Raw genomic sequence first — 15,591 nt, 5'->3', positions numbered from 1 at the left:
AGAGAAAAACATATGAGTGATGCTATCGAGCTCAGTCTGGACGGGGTAGAGCGCCAGCCAATGCGCACCTTTACCGAACAGGCTTACTTGAACTACTCCATGTACGTCATCATGGATCGGGCTTTGCCGCATATCGGCGACGGCCTCAAACCGGTGCAGCGGCGCATTATCTACGCCATGAGCGAGCTGGGTCTGTCTGCCCTCTCCAAGCACAAGAAGTCCGCCCGTACCGTGGGTGATGTGCTGGGTAAGTACCACCCCCACGGCGACATCGCCTGTTATGAAGCCATGGTGCTGATGGCCCAGCCCTTCTCCTACCGCTACCCGCTGGTGGATGGTCAGGGCAACTGGGGTGCGCCGGACGATCCCAAATCCTTCGCCGCCATGCGTTATACCGAGGCGCGGCTGTCGCGCTTCTCCGAGCTGCTGCTCTCCGAGTTGGGGCAAGGCACGGTGGAGTGGACGCCGAACTTCGACGGCACCATGAAAGAGCCGGTGGTGCTGCCTGCCCGTCTGCCGCACATCCTGCTCAACGGGGTGACCGGTATCGCGGTGGGCATGGCGACCGACATCCCGCCCCACAACGCGCGGGAAGTGGCCTACGCCTGTGCCGAGCTGCTCGACAACCCCAATGCGGGACTCGATGTGTTGATGCAGCACATTCAGGGGCCGGACTACCCGACCAACGCCGAGATCATCACGCCGCGCGACGATATCCGCAAAATCTACGAGACCGGCAAGGGCTCCATCAAGCAGCGAGCGGTCTGGAGCGAGGAGGATGGCGACATCGTCATCACAGCGCTGCCTCATCAGGCCTCCGGCGCCAAGATCATGGAGCAGATTGCCGCCCAGATGGTGGCGAAAAAGCTGCCGATGGTCACCGATCTGCGGGATGAATCTGACCACGAGAACCCGACCCGTCTGGTGATCGTGCCGCGCTCCAACCGGGTGGATGTAGAGGGGCTGATGGCCCACCTGTTCGCCACCACGGATCTGGAGAAGAACTACCGGGTCAACCTCAACATCCTCGGCCTCGACAACCGGCCGCAGGTGAAGTGCCTCAAGACCATCCTCAGCGAGTGGATCCAGTTCCGCCGCGAGACGGTGCGTCGCCGCCTGCAATTCCGCCTCGACAAGGTGCTGGCTCGCCTGCACATCCTCGAAGGCTTGCTGAACGCCTATCTCAACATCGACGAGGTGATCGAGATCATCCGTACCGAGGATGAGCCGGGCAAGGTGATGGTGGAGCGTTTCAACATTACCGAGACCCAGGCCGAAGCGATCCTCGAGCTGAAACTGCGCCATCTGGCCAAGCTCGAAGAGTTCAAGCTGCGCGCCGAACAGAACGAACTGGCCGAAGAGCGCGACAAGCTGGAGCTCATTCTGGGCTCCGAGCGTCGTCTCAACACCCTGCTCAAGAAAGAGCTGCTGGCCGATGCCGAGAAGTACGGCGACGATCGCCGCACCCCGCTGGTGGAGCGTGCTACCGCCGTGGCGCTGACCGAGAAGGAGCTTATTCCCAGCGAACCGGTCACCGTCATCCTCTCCGACAAGGGGTGGGTGCGCGCCGCCAAGGGCCACGACGTGGATGTCGAGGGGCTCTCCTACAAGGCGGGGGACAACTACCTCACCCACGCCTTTGGCCGCAGCAACCAGCAGGCGGTGTTCCTGTCGAGCTTTGGCCGCACCTACTCGCTGGAGGCGCACACCCTGCCCTCTGCCCGCAGTCAGGGCGAGCCGCTCACCGGCCGCTTTGCACTGGGCGCCGGTGAAGAGGTGCGTCATCTGGTGATGGGCAACGAAGGTGAGCCGTATCTGATCGCGAGCGACGCCGGTTACGGCTTTGTCTGCACCTATGACGATCTCATCGGCAAGAACAAGAACGGCAAGGCGCTGCTTACCGTGCCGGAAGGGGGTCTGGTAATGGCACCCCAGAAGATTGGCTCGCCGGAGACCGATCTCTGCATGGCCATCTCCAACGAGGGTCGCATGCTGCTGTTCCCGATGAACACCCTGCCGGTGCTTGGCAAGGGCAAGGGCAACAAGCTCATCAGCATTCCGTCGGCTCGCGTCAAGGCGCGGGAGGAGTTTGTGGTGATGGCCGCCGTGATCCCGCAGGGCCAGTCGGTCACCCTGTTTGCCGGCAAGCGCAAGCTGACCCTCAAACCGTCCGATCTCGACTACTACCGTGGCGAGCGCGGCCGCCGCGGCGCCAAGCTGCCCCGCGGTTTGCAGCGCGTCGATCGCATCGAGATTGAACCCGCCGCCGGTGCCGAACCGGTAGCCGGGGAAAATCAGGAAGGGTAATTAATATAGAAGGGCGCGAAAGCGCCCTTCTATTTAATTATTAAGTAAATGGTCTCCGGTTAATATTTAACGTCTTCATTGCAATTATTGCAAATTATAAAACAAGCATTGTTACGGAAGTTGTCTGTATTCCCACATTTCTCACAACGAAGCTTTTCGAATTTCTTGGTTGTTGATATTTCACTGTAGAGCCTTTCCGATAAGCCTTTTCTAGGTTTCATTCGGTTGCTTTTGGCTGGATTTGGTTTTCCATTGTACATGCTATAAAAATCATTTTTTGCCACTTCCTTTTTAGACGCTTCAAGCTTTTGGTTTTCAAGAAGTAGCTTCTCTTTTTCTTTATTTTCTTTTATTATTTTGACTTGGTTTTGTGCATTCTTTTCTGATAAATCCGAATCGAAAAAATAGAGTTTCCCTGTATCCTTGTTATATGTTAACTCATCCAGTGATACTAGCCTATCAACAGCTCGCACTGAAACTGTGGCTGTGTCTTGTAATTCATCTACGTAATATTCGTGGTAATAGCATTTTAATAACAGTTTCTCTGCAACAGAACTGGCAGATTTGGCTTCATCATCAAATATGAAAGCATTAGATTTGTTTGCGTAGAAAATATCAAGCTCAGTGAATTTTCTTTCCTCAAAACTCAAGAAAATCCATAAAATAAATGCAGCGCTATTTTTATAAAACTCTTCGCGATCAATTATGATATCGATAAATGTTGTGGAAACTTGCAGTTCAAAAGCAATTCTTACGCCAAGCTTGGTATTGATTGCAGAAACGTCAGGTCTACGCCATTTTTTTGCAATCCCAGTAACATTTTCCTCTCGGAAAGTTTTTTCTACTTCTACACCACTAAAAGTGGGATCACTTTCTAATAATTTGGCAATTAACAGCTTGTTGACTCTATGCAAGGGGCCTTCTTTTTGCCCATTATATTTCATTGCATTTATTTCATCGAAAGTAAGGTGGGATGTTGTCTTGATTGGACAGTCATCAGAGTCCTTAATATGCCTAAAGTAGAAACTTTGATCTGAACGGCCCGCCAATATTACAGGTTGGTAGCATGTTGAACACAACATGGCTAATTCACCAACTCTTGGCCTCAGTTTTCGCCTCATCTCAAAGAGTTCTTTCTGGGGGCGTTCTAAAATATCTCTTACAAAATAAATTTTCCCATCTGAAGGAGAAAAGATTTCTTTGATCGTGCTCTGTTTCATCAGTGTTCCTCCATAAACTTCTGAAAAATAGTCGAAATGAGCAATGTTAAATTTTGAACAGTGTACCTCGTAAAGGGCATTGTATGAAGCTCTACGCTTTTTGTGTCGGGCCGTAGGTCTGATTAGCGAAGCGTAATCAGACGATCACGAAAACAGGTTGCCGCAATTCTGCTGGTGCTCCAGCTGATCTCTTCTTTATGTCTATAGCCACCGGGTTGTGGTACGGACGATTACGCTGCGCTAATCGACCCTACTTCTCTCTGTTTTCTTTAACGTCCTGCTGCTTGTCGGTGGTTTGCTCCCCCTCATCCCCGACCCTTCTCCCCTTATCTATGGCAAAGAGTGGGAGAAGGGAGCAGAGATCGCAGCCATTGATAGTGACCGTGGTATGGCGTGATAGCTAAGCCTGACAGCTACGGCTACAGAGTGGCAGGTGCTAATCCCCTCTCCCCTTGGGAGAGGGTTAGGGTGAGGGAAAGCTGACGATAGGGGCAAACATCACAATGGGCGCCAGGTTGCCAGCCTGCAAAAGATCCACCTATCCCGCCAAAAGCGAGGGCCCCGCCATCCATGATGGCGGGGCCCTTCGCATTATCAGCCGCGTTGCTGATTCAACCGTTCGCTCTGGCAGGGGCCACTGAAATGGCTGGCTCGAGCCCGATTAGACAGGAATGGCTGTCGCCGCCGGAGGCGGGGTGATTTTCGAGGCGATCAGCAGGCGCAGGCGGGGCACCAGCAACAGCAGGACGATCCCGCCCGCCATCGAGCCCCAGCCCAGCATGTTGAATACCGAGCTGTAGCCCGGGTTGGTGGCCACCGGAGAGCTGCCGATATTCTGCGGCATGGCGCTGGAGACATAGCCCGCCAGCACCGAGGCAACGCCGGTCACCATCATCCAGCAACCCATCAGCAGACCCTGCAGGCTGGCGGGGGCCAGCTTGCCGATCATGGCGTAACCGATGGGAGAGATAAGCAGCTCGCCAAAACTCTGCAGCACATAGCTGATGGCGATCCACTTGAAGGCGACCAGCCCGTCGGCTCCCACCAGATGGATGCCGAGCGGCAGCACCAGCATGCCGAGCCCCATGCAGAACAGGGAGGCGGCAAACTGGGAGGGAATGTCGATATTCCAGCCCTGTTCGCGCAGTCGCTTGAACAGCAGCGCCATCAGCGGGCCACCGATGACGATGACGAGGGTGTTGATGTTCTGGATCCACTGGGGAGCAACCCGCAGCCCGAACACGTTGAGGTTGATGTTGTGCTCGGAGAAGAGCATTAGCCCCATGGGCGCCAGCTGGTAGAGCGACCAGAAGATAAGGGAGCCAAGGGCGAGGATCAGGTAGGCCACCATGCGGCTGCGCTCGGCGGCGTCCGGGTGGCGGGCGGTCATCACGCAGAGCAGCACCAGCACCACGGCGCCCAGGATCAGCACGAAGCTGCCGCTGAAGCTGGCGTGGGTCAGCAGCAGGCGCAGCGCCGGCACCAGCATGGCCAGAATGGCGATACCGGCCAGCATGCGGCGGTAGAAGCCGCTCCCTTTGACATGGCGCAACGGGGTGCTGATATCCGCCAGAATCGGCCAGCAGGCGAAGGTGGCGATGATGGCGATGATGTTGCCCAGCGTCGCAAACAGGAACAGGGTGCGGTAATCCTCGGTGAGCTGGAAGTAGCCCGCCACCGTGAAGCCGATAAAGAAGCCCAGATTCATCCCGGCGTAGTTCCACAGGAAGGCGCTCTCGCGGCGGTGATCATCCGGGGCGAAGCGCTGGGTCAGCATCATGTTGAGGCAGGTGACGTTGAGGCCGCTGCCGGTGAGGAACATGGCGAGCCCCCAGTAGAGGCCGGTGATCCCCATCTCGGCGATGAAGTAGCAGCCGATCACCTGCAGCACCATCCCCATCACGAACAGGTTGCGGTTGCTGAGGTAGCGCCCACCGAGATAACCGCCAAACAGGTGCAGGCCATAGTTGAAGGCCCCGAAGACCCCCATCATGGCGTTGGCCTGGGATTCACTGAAGCCGAGCCGCTTGGTGGCGTAGAGCACCAGCGTGGAGTAGAGCACGGCAAACCCCAGGGTCGAGAAGGTCTGGATAAAGAACAGCGCCCCGGAGCCGGGGGGAATGGTGGGGTGTTGATTCGAAGCGCTCACGGTCTGTCTCCTGTGAGAGAAGAAAGTCATTACTCGTCCTGAGAGCGTACCGGTCTGCTGCCGGCTAGCCTTGTGCGCTTCCATGCTGGTCTGAAGGCCGGTCTGTCATTTAGCGGCCAAGCGGTACAAATAGCCATACCTGAAATTTAATCCGGCGCGATTAATTGCTTTTTATTGATCTATTCCGCCTTTTTATGCGTGATTGAGTCGTGGTTTAAGCTCGGTTTACCACGCGATTGCGGCACGGTTGATGTGATCCAGTCGGCTATTTGGTGCCGATTATGGCGCTGTAGCGGGATCTGCGCCCCGCTTTGTTGTCCCGAAACGCAGCTGTCGCCAAGTTGTTGTATTGCAGGTTGTTTATTCATCCCTGGGCATTGAGTGAATAAATATTGGGAAGAGAAGGGGCAGCCTCAGGGTGACTTGCGTGTGTTCTCTCTTTGCTGTCGAGAGGGTGAGGGGAGGATAGAACAACGCCCGGCAGGCCGGGCGTTGTGGTGCGACTGATGGGCGGTGAAAGCGGCCTTAAAAGTCGTGGTAGAGCGGCCAACCGAGCAGCGGGTGCTTGAGACCGGCGCGCATCTCGACGTTGTCGAGCTTCTCCGGCGAGGCGTTCTCTTTTTGCAGCAGCTGGTACTGGCGCACAAAGCCTAGGGTGTGGAGCAGATTGGGCACAAAGCCCGGGCTCAGCTCCTGACGCAGGGCGGTGGCCATGTCGGCGGGCAGCGCGCTCAGCATCAGGGTGAGTTGGGCGGCGAGGTAGTCGGTGTCATACCAGCTCTCGTCGAGCTCAATCTCCCGCGCCAGTTTGCGCTTGAGATCCTGCTTCACCTTGAGCGGGGCGGCGCCACTGCCCTTGCCGCAGAGGATGCGGTAGAGCAGTGCTTCGGCCAGCTTGTCCTCCATGGTGGGGTGGTCGCTTTCGCAGGCGAAGAAGTGCTGGTCGATGAGCTCCATCAGGCGGCTCTTGTTGTGCTCGGTCAGTGCTTTCTCGTACTCCTGCCACCCTTGCCACTCCTCCACATCGGGCGGGCTCGAGATCTTGTCCAGCAGGCGGGCATCCACGTCACCGTAGAGGCTGTTGCCTGCCTGCTTGGGGCTGACGGTAATGAGCATCGACCAGCCCTTCTGGAACGGCTTGATGGGGCCTTCCGGTGCCTGCAGCAGCGCCAGCGCCTTGGCCGGATCCCGCGCCGAGAGCTCCTGCAGGCCGAGGCTCACTACGCCGATGACGTCGTGGGCGGCCTGCTCCAGCAGGTGCATCTTGTACTTGTTGTAGTACTTGTCGGCGAATTTGAGGCTCATCAGCACCGCCTTGCCCTTGATGGCGGCGAGCTGTTGCTCGGTCAAACGTTCATTGTCGCGGCCAAAGCGCAGCACCTGGGTCAGAAAGGGGCCCTGGTTGGCATCGCGAATGACTAACTGCATGAATGGGCTCCTTAATCCAGAAAGCTGAACATGTCGTCGACGTCGCCGTACTCGTCTTCCTCGACCTTGTTCTTCTCTTTGGCCTGCATCACCAGCTCGGCGGCAAACTTGTTGATGATGCCGTCCCAGGTTGAGTGTTCGTTGCGCAGCAGCGCCTTGATGGCTTTCTCCACCTCGGGGGCCAGCTCGCGAATGAGCATCAAGAGGCTTCTCGGGTCATCCAGCGCGTAGTCGTGGACATCCTCGCTCTGCTGGCGCTCGCTGTAGCGCAGGGACTCTTCGAGATCTTCCTCTTCGGCGTGCAGCACGTCGCGATAGCCTTCGTCCTCTTCATAGCGATCGCCGCGATAGAACTCGATAAAGGGGATGGCGAGGTAGAAGAGACCGGCCGGATCTTCGGCCACGCACTCGAGGATCTCGCGCTGCTTGGCCTCGCTATCCTGGGTGCGGATCAGGTAGTTGAGGAAGTCGAAGGTGTGCTGTTGCAGCTCGTCGGCGTTGTTCTTGATCGCCTCTTCCCAATAGAGCGGCTGCTGGCAGACGATGTCGCGGATCCGCTCCGGGGTCATCAGCTCGGAGATGATGGAGGGGAAGGAGATATCGTGCTGGCCGTTAATCTGGGTCAGAGTAACGATATCAATGTTTTCAATCACTTCTGCCAGCTGGTCGTCAGACATGGTCTTGGCGATCAGCTCGAACTTCTCGCTGGCCTGCTTCGGCTCGATAACGGCCAGCTCTTTGATCTCGATGGCGGTAATTTCTATCAGACTGTTGCTCATGCCTTGCCCCAATTAGAAACGGACTTCGTCGTACATATCCTGATCGCCGTCGTCATCACCATAGCGGTCATTGCCGCCATGGTAGTCGGCGTCGGCATCTTCCCCGTCTTCATCTTCTTCGTCGCGCAGCTCATAGTCGTCATCGCCGTGGTGGCTGCCGCGCGGCAGCGGGTTGTCGAGCAGGAACAGCACGGCGCAGGCTTCCATCAGCTGATCTTCGCTCTGGGCCCGCACCGCCTTGACCAGCGGCAGGGCGGCGTTGTTGAAGCCGACGCTCACCTTGAACTCGTCCCAGCTTGGCTGCTCGCCGCTGGTGAGCCACTTGTTCCACTGCGACTTGGCCTTGGCCGGGAACTGCACCCGGCCATAGAGGGCCAGCGGCAGATACTCGGGCATAAACTCCAGCATGCTCATATCGGCCAGCAGCAGGCTCTTCATCTGGTCGGTGAACTGTTCCAGCCCCTTGGGGTCGTCCTGATCCCGGTAGGATTCGATGTTTTCGCTGGCATCGCTTTGCAGCGACTTGAGCCGCGCCTGGTCCCATCTCTTTTGCATAGTTGCTCTTTCTGCCTGCTGTTTCAGGGGTAGAACTGATCCCACATCTCCTGCATGGCGGAGGCGGGGTCGGTCACGATGACGTTGTTGAAATCCTTGATAAAGGCGGCCCGCTGTTTCGGATCGGACAGCACTTCATAGGCCTGCTTTACCTGGTGCAGCTTGATGGCTGCCTGCTCTTTCTCTTCTTCACTGGCCCCGTGCAACTTGTCGGGGTGGTACTGGTTCGACAGCCGACGATAGGCTTTCTTGATGTCGTTTTCGCTGGCATTGGACTTGACGCCCAGCACCCGAAAGTAGTTGTTCATGGCAGATCCTGCATCACTGGCATCATAGGATTCACGCTGCGAGTGCCTGATGGTGGGGATTGGCAAACCAGGCACGGCAAAAACCCGTCATTTTAACGGAAACAGCCCGCCAACGCGATGAGTTGGGCGATCAATTAATGGGCGAGATGAAGAGGTGTCAGTTGAGCGTCTATTGTTGCCAGTCGATCTGGTCAGTGCAAGGGCGGTGGGGCAAAAGCGATGAAAAAACGGGCAGGAAAGGAGCGGGTGGCAGGCCGGGGCGAGGCTGCCGCCGCAGGGGTTACTCCTCCCAGAAGGAGGCGGAGGTGTGGTAGATCATCTTCTTGCTCATCCCGCCATCGACCACCAGATTGGCACCGTTGATAAAGTCGTTGCGAGGATCCGCCAGAAAGAGGCAGGCGCGGGTGATGTCGTCGGGGCGACCAACCCGGCCGCTCGGGTGCTGGCGGTGATCCGCCTCGGTCAGGGTGTGGTAATCCTCCGCCTGGATCCAGCCCGGACTGATGGCATTGACCGTGATGGGATGGTCGGCCAGCGAGTTGGCGAGGGACTGGGTGAGGGCGACCAGCGCCCCTTTGGAGGCGCCGTAGGCATCCCAACCCGGTTCGTTCTGCTGCCAGCGGGTGGAGGCAATATTGATGATGCGGCCATAGGGCAACCCGCAGTTGGCCTGCACAAAGGCGCGGGCGCAGAGCATGGCGCCGCGCACATTGACCGTCATCACCTGATCGAACTGGGCTGCGCTCAGCTCCTCGAAGCGGGTGTGGAACTTGCTGATGGCGCCGTTGTTGATCAGCAGATGGATGCCGCCATGTTGTGCGCGCACCTCCGTAAAGAGCCGCACGATGGCCTGCTCATCCCGCAGATCGAGCGGGTGAAAGTGGATCTCGGGATGGTCGAAAGCGTGAGGAGCCAGATCGGTGGCGATCACCCGATAACCCGCCTCGGCCAGCCCGATGCAGAGCTGGCGGCCAATCCCGCCAGCGGCGCCGGTGACCAGTGCAATTTGGGGGTGATTGGTCAGCTCGTTCATTGTGCCGCTCCGTTGCGCGCCCGCAGCACCTTGATGAGGGCTGACACCTCCTGCTGACCAAACCCTTGCGCCACCCCTTCCTCAAACAGATCGGCGGCAAAACGCGGGAAGCGGCTGTCGATCCCGGCATCGGTGGCGTGACCTGCGAGGCGGCTGATGGCGGCGCTCCAGGTTTTTAGGCTGGCGTAGGGGTGATCGAAATCGCCGCTCGCCAGCGTCTTGCCAAGATGGGCCACATCGCCCCCCAAAATCGGGGAAAGTTCGCTGAACTGGGCGCACACCTTGGCTACCGGCAACCCTTCAGCCTCGCAGATCAGGGCGCCGTGCAGAGCACCGAGCAGACCACCGGCAAAGTAGGCGGCGACAGCGCAATCTTGCGCCGCGGCGGCGCCCACCGCCTCGGCCACATGGTCGAGGGTGGGGGCGAGCAGGCGCAGCACCGGCTCGGCGTCGCTAAAGGCCGCGCTGGCCCCCGAGCAGATGATGCTGGCATCGCTGGTGCCGATCTGATCCGGGAAGCAGAGGATGGCGCCATCGAGATAGCGGGCGCCGCGGGCGTGGCTCCAGCTCTCCAGCGCTCTGGCCCCCTGCGGGCTGCCGGTAGAGAGCTGCACCAGCAGCTTGCCCGCCACCGCGTCGCTCGCCTCATCCAGCAACTGTTGGCTGACGGCGTAGTTATCGACGCAGACAAGGATGATATCGCTCGCAGCGATGGCCGCGCCAACCGAGGGGGCGAGTGTTGCACCCAGCGCTTGCAGCGGGGCGGCCTTGGCGGCGCTGCGATTCCAGACGGTGATCGGATGGCCCGCCTTGAGCAAGGTGGTGGCGAGGGCGGAGCCCATGGCTCCTAGGCCGATGACAGAGATATGGCGCATGATGGCTCCTGGCTGTGTTGATAGACGCTGATATAGAGAATTAGGATGCCTTGTGGCAGGTAAGCCACTATATTTGCCCCGTGTAGCCGTGAAAAATGGCTTTTATGACTGTCTGGTATAGGTGAATTCTATGGATGTGCGAACCCTGCGTGCGTTTGTGGCTGTCTTCGAGGAGCGCAACATCACGGCGGCGGCCACCCGTCTTTTCATTACCCAGCCCACCCTCTCCACCACCATCAAGACGCTGGAGGATGAGCTGGGGGTGATCCTGTTTGTGCGGCAGGCACGCGGGGTGGAGGGGACCGAAGCGGCCCACCGGCTCTATCCCCGCGCCAAGCGGCTGATCGCCGACACCGATTCCCTCGCCCGCGAGTTTCGTGAAACCTCCCCCTGCCTCGAGCTGACGGTGGGGATTGAGGCAGACCTTGGCGATGGCGTGATAGGGGCGCTGGTCAACGGGGCGCTAGCCCACGAGGAGATCCTGCTGACTCTTAAGGAGGGCTGCTGTGGCGATGTGCGGCTGGGGTGTGAATCCCTGCGTTGCGGTGACGAGCTCTTTATCCCCCTGCTGGAGGAGGAGTTTGTGCTGGTGCTGCCGCCGGATCACCCGCTGACGGGCAAGGGATCGCTCACCCCGGATGCGCTGGCGGACGAGCAGTGGGTCACTTGCCCGCGCCACGACTCCCACCTGCGGCTGATCGCCATCCTCGGCAATCAGGCGCCACTCTATCCACGGCGGGCGGGGTCGCTGCGACTGGCGGCGACCATGGTGGCCGCCGGGGCAGGGATTGCCTGGTTGCCTCATTCCCTCTGTCCGTCCGGTTGTACAGTCGCCGAGCTGGCGGCTTCTTCCTTCAAGCGGCGGGTAGGGCTCTGCTACGCCCCTGATGCATTGCGCTCGACGGCGGTGACCGCGCTGCTGGAGCAGGTGCGCGGGATGCAACTCCCCGCCTGATGTCGGCATAAAAAAGGGCCATCCGGTGGGATGGCCCTGTTGCAGGCAGTGATGTTGCGTGGCTAGAGCGATGCCCACCAGAGCCGCAGCTGCAAGCCCCACTTCGAGCTCCAGCCGGTGGTGCTGCTCACAAGCGTCCCATCCTTGATAACGAGGAACGTCGGGGTAACCCCCACCTGCCACTGGGCGGCCAGCGCTCCCGACTCGTCGTTGTGGGTCGGGAAGGTGAGCCCCTTCTTGCTCATCCCCTTGCCTAACTGCTCCGAATTGCCGGAGCGCAGTGCCACTGTCAGCACGTTTTCCCCCTCTTGCCAGAGCTGCTGCACGGCCGGGGTGGTGAAGCGGCAGACACCGCACCAGCTGGCCCAGTAGTAGACCAGCAACGGCTTGCCCTGACTCAGGGTGGCGAGATCCGTGCTGCTGCCATCCTGCAGGGTGACGGGGGCGCTCATCGCCCCCTCAGGCAGGGTCGGGCTGCGCCACAGATCGAGCAGGGTCGAGATGACCAGCGCCATCAGCAGCAGCCAGAGCGCCTCCTTGCCCCAGCGTCGCCAGCGGGGTTGAGGGTTGATTGTTGTCATCCCTTACCCCTGCTTGGCCAGTTCGGCCTGCACCAGTTGCTCCAGCTCCTCATTGGGGATGGCGCCCGGTACCAGCTGGTTGCCGATAAGCGTCGCCGGTGTGCCCTGTACCCCCAGAATGGTGCCGATGCGCAGGCTGTTGCGCAGCTCCTCGGTCGCCTTGGCGGCTGGTTTGAGCGCGGTGTTACCGGTGGCGGCCAGCGCCTTGTTGATGTCCGCCTCGGTCAACATCCCCTGCTTGCTCATCAGCTTGTCGTGCAGGGTGAGGAAGCGGGCGGGATCTTGCTGCCACAGGGTCAGGCTGTATTGGGCCGCCTTGGCGGAGGTCTGCCCCTTGAACGGCAGCAGCTTGATCACCAGCCCCAGATCATCCGGATAGGCCTTGAGCAGCTTGGTCAGCTGGGGATCGAACTGCTTGCAGTAGGGGCAGTTGTAGTCGGTGAACAGCACCAGCGTCAGCTTGGGGTTCTTGGCGCCGAGGCGCGGGCTGGTGGCGCTGTTGAACAGCACATCCTTGTTGCCCTTGATGAAGTTGCCAAGCTGCGCTTCCTGGGCTGCCGCGTTCTGTTTCTCCCAGGATTCGGCGGCCTCGTCGAGGATCTTGGGGTTGGCGATCAGGGTCTCGCGGATCAGCTCCTTGATGCGCGCCTCCTGCTCCGGGGTGAAGGGGGCGGCGTGCAGGGCCGGAGCCAGCAGGGCTGCGGAAAGGGAGGCCAGCAGGGTCAGGGCGCTCAGAGTCGGTTTCATGGTTGCTCCTTAAAATCGGGTGGTGCCAGCCTGAAGCAGGCCAGCCTTGTGCAATGTGGTCAGCAGATCGTCCTTGTCGAGCAGGGGTGACAGCGTGACCCCCTGCGGCAACTCCGGGCCGTAAATCTGGTTGAAGGGGACGGCCGCCGCGCCCCGCTTACGCAGGAAGGCAGCGATGGTGTCGCTTGGTTTGCTCCAGTCGCCGCGCAGGGCCACTACATCGGGGGCCGAGAGGGCCTGTTGTACCTCATCGCGCAGCAACACGTTGTATTTGTTGGCCTTGCAGGTGACACACCAGTCGGCGGTGACATCGATAAAGACCCGCTTGTTCTGGGCCAGCGCATCTGTGATGGCGCGTTCGGAGAGCGGCTGCCAGACCACCTTGTCAACGCTGGTCGAGCCCTGCGCGCTAAAGGCGCCGCTCAGCAGCAGGGGGCTGCCAATCAGGGCGGCGAGGGCGATCGCCAGCGTGAAGCCGCGCATGCCGTAACGCCAGATGATGCCAATCAGCAGTGCCAGCAGCATGGCAACCATCAGCCAGCCGGTGGCATAGCGGCCGAGATGATTGTCGAGCAGGCTGGTGAGCCAGAGGCTGGAGCCCAGCATCATCAGGCCGAGCAAGATGCGCAGATGGTTCATCCAGCGCCCTGGTTTCGGCAGCCAGATGGCGAGTCTTGGCAGGGCCGCCACCAGCAGCCAGGGCAGGCTCATGCCAATTCCCAATGCCGTGAAGATCAGCCAGAGCTGGCCAAGTGGCGCCGCCAGCGCAAAGGCCACCGCGGTGCCGAGGAAGGGGGCCGAGCAGGGGGTCGCCAGCAGAGTGGCGAAGCTCCCCTGCAGGAAGTGACCGCCGAGGCCGTTGCCGCCGCTGGTGGCGAGGCGGGTGCTGAGGGCGCTGGGCAGGCGGATCTCGAACAGCCCCAACAGGTTGGCGCAAAACAGCAGGGTGACCAGCACCATCAAGCCGATAAAACCGGCGCTCTGGAACTGGATGCCCCAGCCGACGGCCCCTTGCGTGGCGCGCAGCAGGCTGCTCATGGCCGCCAGCACCCAGAAGGAGGTGATGATCCCGGCGCTGGCGGCGAGGAACTGCTTGCGCACCGTTCCCTGTTCACGATCCTGATGTTGCAACACAGTTCCCAGCTTGAGCGCCAGCACCGGCAGCACGCAGGGCATCAGGTTGAGGATCAGGCCGCCGAGCAGCGCCGCTCCCAGCAACCAGAACAGCGAATGGCTCTGGTTAGGCAGCGCGAGCGGCGCGCCGATCGTCCCCTTGCCCTGCCACGCCTGTTCGCCACTGGTGAGCAGCAGGCCGAGGGATTGGCCGCGTAGATCCGGCGCATCCCCCTGCCAGCCGTCGCTCACCGGCACCCGGGCGATCAGGGTGTTGCCCTCGACCTCAAGCGCCGGTTTGCCAAACTCGGCCCCCTCCAGAGCGTCGATAAAGAGCGCTGGTGATTGCCAGCCCTCTGCCCGCTCGGCGCGCAGTTGCAGCTGGTTGTGCTGATAACCGAGCTCGACCCGGGTCTCAGCAGGCAGCGGCTGGGGCAGGTTGCTGATGGCCTTGGCCCAGCCGAAGTCGAAACCGGCTGGGGCCTGCCCATCCACCGCGAGGGTGAAAGGGAAGTCGGTCAGGATGCAGACATTGCTGCAGGTCGATAGGCGCAGAGTTCCCTTGAGCGGTTGCCCGGCGGGGTAGTTGAGGCTCAGAGGGAAGGTCACATCTCCCTGATAACCCTGGGTGCTGAGCCCGGCTACCTCGAAGTGACGTGGCACCGGCCAGCGCCACTGAAAGTCACCGACCGGCTCATCCCACAGGATCTGGGGGGCAATCCCCCCTTCTCCCGGGCTGTGCCAGTAGGTTTTCCAGCCCGACTCCAGTTCGACATCGAGCAGGATGCGGGTCTGATCTGCCGTGCTGCGGTCGGCCTGCAGCCGTATCCGGGCGTGATCATTCTGTGGGCTGGTGAGCCAGCCCGTGTCGCTGGCCAATCCTATGGATTGCCACAGCAGACCGCCCAGTAGCAGGGCCGCCTTGAAGAGATTCGACATCTTTTTGGTCTCGCAAAAATGAGTGACAGCTAACGAAAGAACGCAGCCAAACTCATTCCCGCCAGACGCAGAGGGTGAGGTGCAGACGCCGCTCGGGCGGCGAGATGACTCTGGGAGGGGGCAGTGGCGGTGTGTAGCGCCAAAGGGGGGCCAGCAGTGCAATCAGCAGGGCGACGGCAAAGAAGAGCTGTTCGACGCAGAGCAGGGTGGCGGCGCTCAGCCATTTGCCATTGAGCTGGCAACTGGTGGGCTGCGGGCTGGCCGGTTTGGCATCCTCTTGATCCGTTGCCGAGCCTGGAACGGGCAGTGCCTGACAGCTGAGGGCGTGATCGAGCAGGGCAAGCCGGGCCAGCGGCTGGGCCGCACAATTGAGCACCAGCAGGCAGACCAGCAGCAGGAGATGTTTCGCTACCCGTTGTTGCAACATCATGTTCGCCCCGTCCATCAAGATGGGGCCATCCTAACGACCAATGGCGGGTGGGGCAAGTCGGCGGCGTATTGATGAGCAGCAATGTGGGTAGCGCGACGGGGAGGGTGGTCGGTTCTGTTTGGCGAACGCTTGTTCGCTAAAAGGGGGATCAGTATACTGCGCCGAGTTAAAA

Annotated in this window: 14 protein-coding genes; 2 read left to right on the top strand and 12 right to left on the bottom strand. The window is 60.1% G+C overall.

Features of this window, described 5'->3' with window-relative positions:
• The first annotated feature begins 12 nt into the window (after positions 1-12).
• On the top strand, positions 13-2,307 hold the full coding sequence (gene parC, locus ACTG2J_RS18195; RefSeq protein WP_439997757.1) for a DNA topoisomerase IV subunit A: 2,295 nt from the start codon (positions 13-15) through the stop codon (positions 2,305-2,307).
• A gap of 59 nt (positions 2,308-2,366) precedes the next feature.
• Here parC and ACTG2J_RS18190 read toward each other — a convergent pair whose 3' ends face one another.
• The 8 genes from ACTG2J_RS18190 to ACTG2J_RS18155 form a co-directional block, all read right to left on the bottom strand.
• Complete coding sequence (locus ACTG2J_RS18190) at positions 2,367-3,527, bottom strand: DUF6035 family protein (protein WP_439989259.1); 1,161 nt, start codon at positions 3,525-3,527, stop codon at positions 2,367-2,369.
• 661 nt (positions 3,528-4,188) lie between these two features.
• Positions 4,189-5,676 (bottom strand): peptide MFS transporter, encoded by a 1,488-nt coding sequence (locus ACTG2J_RS18185; protein WP_439989260.1) that lies wholly within the window; start codon positions 5,674-5,676, stop codon positions 4,189-4,191.
• 525 nt (positions 5,677-6,201) lie between these two features.
• Positions 6,202-7,104 carry a cold adaptation protein AtcC gene (gene atcC, locus ACTG2J_RS18180; RefSeq protein WP_439989261.1) on the bottom strand — a complete coding sequence of 301 codons (903 nt, stop codon included), beginning with the start codon at positions 7,102-7,104 and terminating at the stop codon, positions 6,202-6,204.
• Positions 7,105-7,115: 11 nt separating this feature from the next.
• The gene (gene atcB / locus ACTG2J_RS18175; RefSeq protein WP_005335887.1) at positions 7,116-7,883 is read right to left on the bottom strand and encodes a cold adaptation protein AtcB; all 768 of its coding nucleotides are present in this window, start codon (positions 7,881-7,883) and stop codon (positions 7,116-7,118) included.
• 12 nt (positions 7,884-7,895) lie between these two features.
• Positions 7,896-8,438: a cold adaptation protein AtcA gene (gene atcA / locus ACTG2J_RS18170; protein ID WP_439989262.1), complete on the bottom strand. Its 543-nt coding sequence runs from the start codon at positions 8,436-8,438 to the stop codon at positions 7,896-7,898.
• Between the two features lie 23 nt (positions 8,439-8,461).
• The gene (atcJ, locus tag ACTG2J_RS18165) at positions 8,462-8,746 is read right to left on the bottom strand and encodes a cold adaptation protein ActJcold adaptation protein ActJ (protein WP_005343121.1); all 285 of its coding nucleotides are present in this window, start codon (positions 8,744-8,746) and stop codon (positions 8,462-8,464) included.
• A gap of 280 nt (positions 8,747-9,026) precedes the next feature.
• Positions 9,027-9,779 carry an SDR family NAD(P)-dependent oxidoreductase gene (locus ACTG2J_RS18160; protein ID WP_335839138.1) on the bottom strand — a complete coding sequence of 251 codons (753 nt, stop codon included), beginning with the start codon at positions 9,777-9,779 and terminating at the stop codon, positions 9,027-9,029.
• Positions 9,776-10,654 carry an NAD(P)-dependent oxidoreductase gene (locus ACTG2J_RS18155; RefSeq protein WP_216960739.1) on the bottom strand — a complete coding sequence of 293 codons (879 nt, stop codon included), beginning with the start codon at positions 10,652-10,654 and terminating at the stop codon, positions 9,776-9,778. Before ACTG2J_RS18155 ends, ACTG2J_RS18160 begins: the two co-directional genes overlap by 4 nt.
• 130 nt (positions 10,655-10,784) lie before the next feature.
• Here ACTG2J_RS18155 and ACTG2J_RS18150 point away from each other — a divergent pair, with 130 nt between their 5' ends.
• Positions 10,785-11,609: a LysR family transcriptional regulator gene (locus tag ACTG2J_RS18150; protein ID WP_439989263.1), complete on the top strand. Its 825-nt coding sequence runs from the start codon at positions 10,785-10,787 to the stop codon at positions 11,607-11,609.
• A gap of 62 nt (positions 11,610-11,671) precedes the next feature.
• Here ACTG2J_RS18150 and ACTG2J_RS18145 read toward each other — a convergent pair whose 3' ends face one another.
• The 4 genes from ACTG2J_RS18145 to ACTG2J_RS18130 are packed head-to-tail and all read right to left on the bottom strand — an operon-like array spanning position 11,672 to position 15,419.
• The gene (locus ACTG2J_RS18145) at positions 11,672-12,190 is read right to left on the bottom strand and encodes a protein disulfide oxidoreductase (protein ID WP_439997756.1); all 519 of its coding nucleotides are present in this window, start codon (positions 12,188-12,190) and stop codon (positions 11,672-11,674) included.
• 3 nt (positions 12,191-12,193) lie between these two features.
• Positions 12,194-12,937, bottom strand: a complete 744-nt coding sequence (locus tag ACTG2J_RS18140; RefSeq protein ID WP_439997755.1) for a DsbA family protein — start codon at positions 12,935-12,937, stop codon at positions 12,194-12,196.
• Positions 12,938-12,946: 9 nt separating this feature from the next.
• Positions 12,947-14,989 (bottom strand): protein-disulfide reductase DsbD family protein, encoded by a 2,043-nt coding sequence (locus ACTG2J_RS18135; protein WP_439997754.1) that lies wholly within the window; start codon positions 14,987-14,989, stop codon positions 12,947-12,949.
• A 52-nt stretch (positions 14,990-15,041) separates the two neighbouring features.
• Positions 15,042-15,419 carry a hypothetical protein gene (locus tag ACTG2J_RS18130; RefSeq protein ID WP_139730643.1) on the bottom strand — a complete coding sequence of 126 codons (378 nt, stop codon included), beginning with the start codon at positions 15,417-15,419 and terminating at the stop codon, positions 15,042-15,044.
• Positions 15,420-15,591 lie beyond the last annotated feature (172 nt).

Source organism: Aeromonas sp. 6P, from assembly GCF_051919525.1.
In the GTDB taxonomy this organism is placed as follows: Bacteria; Pseudomonadota; Gammaproteobacteria; order Enterobacterales; family Aeromonadaceae; genus Aeromonas; species Aeromonas veronii.
This window is presented reverse-complemented; position numbering and strand designations above follow the sequence as displayed.

What these genes read in the sequence shown, in the direction of transcription:
- parC (WP_439997757.1), top strand. Translation starts at nt 13, where the DNA reads ATGAGTGATGCTATCGAGCTCAGTCTGGACGGGGTAGAGCGCCAGCCA.
- ACTG2J_RS18190 (WP_439989259.1), bottom strand. Translation starts at nt 3,527, where the DNA reads ATGAAACAGAGCACGATCAAAGAAATCTTTTCTCCTTCAGATGGGAAA.
- atcC (WP_439989261.1), bottom strand. Translation starts at nt 7,104, where the DNA reads ATGCAGTTAGTCATTCGCGATGCCAACCAGGGCCCCTTTCTGACCCAG.
- atcB (WP_005335887.1), bottom strand. Translation starts at nt 7,883, where the DNA reads ATGAGCAACAGTCTGATAGAAATTACCGCCATCGAGATCAAAGAGCTG.
- atcA (WP_439989262.1), bottom strand. Translation starts at nt 8,438, where the DNA reads ATGCAAAAGAGATGGGACCAGGCGCGGCTCAAGTCGCTGCAAAGCGAT.
- atcJ (WP_005343121.1), bottom strand. Translation starts at nt 8,746, where the DNA reads ATGAACAACTACTTTCGGGTGCTGGGCGTCAAGTCCAATGCCAGCGAA.
- ACTG2J_RS18160 (WP_335839138.1), bottom strand. Translation starts at nt 9,779, where the DNA reads ATGAACGAGCTGACCAATCACCCCCAAATTGCACTGGTCACCGGCGCC.
- ACTG2J_RS18155 (WP_216960739.1), bottom strand. Translation starts at nt 10,654, where the DNA reads ATGCGCCATATCTCTGTCATCGGCCTAGGAGCCATGGGCTCCGCCCTC.
- ACTG2J_RS18150 (WP_439989263.1), top strand. Translation starts at nt 10,785, where the DNA reads ATGGATGTGCGAACCCTGCGTGCGTTTGTGGCTGTCTTCGAGGAGCGC.
- ACTG2J_RS18145 (WP_439997756.1), bottom strand. Translation starts at nt 12,190, where the DNA reads ATGACAACAATCAACCCTCAACCCCGCTGGCGACGCTGGGGCAAGGAG.
- ACTG2J_RS18140 (WP_439997755.1), bottom strand. Translation starts at nt 12,937, where the DNA reads ATGAAACCGACTCTGAGCGCCCTGACCCTGCTGGCCTCCCTTTCCGCA.
- ACTG2J_RS18135 (WP_439997754.1), bottom strand. Translation starts at nt 14,989, where the DNA reads ATGTCGAATCTCTTCAAGGCGGCCCTGCTACTGGGCGGTCTGCTGTGG.
- ACTG2J_RS18130 (WP_139730643.1), bottom strand. Translation starts at nt 15,419, where the DNA reads ATGATGTTGCAACAACGGGTAGCGAAACATCTCCTGCTGCTGGTCTGC.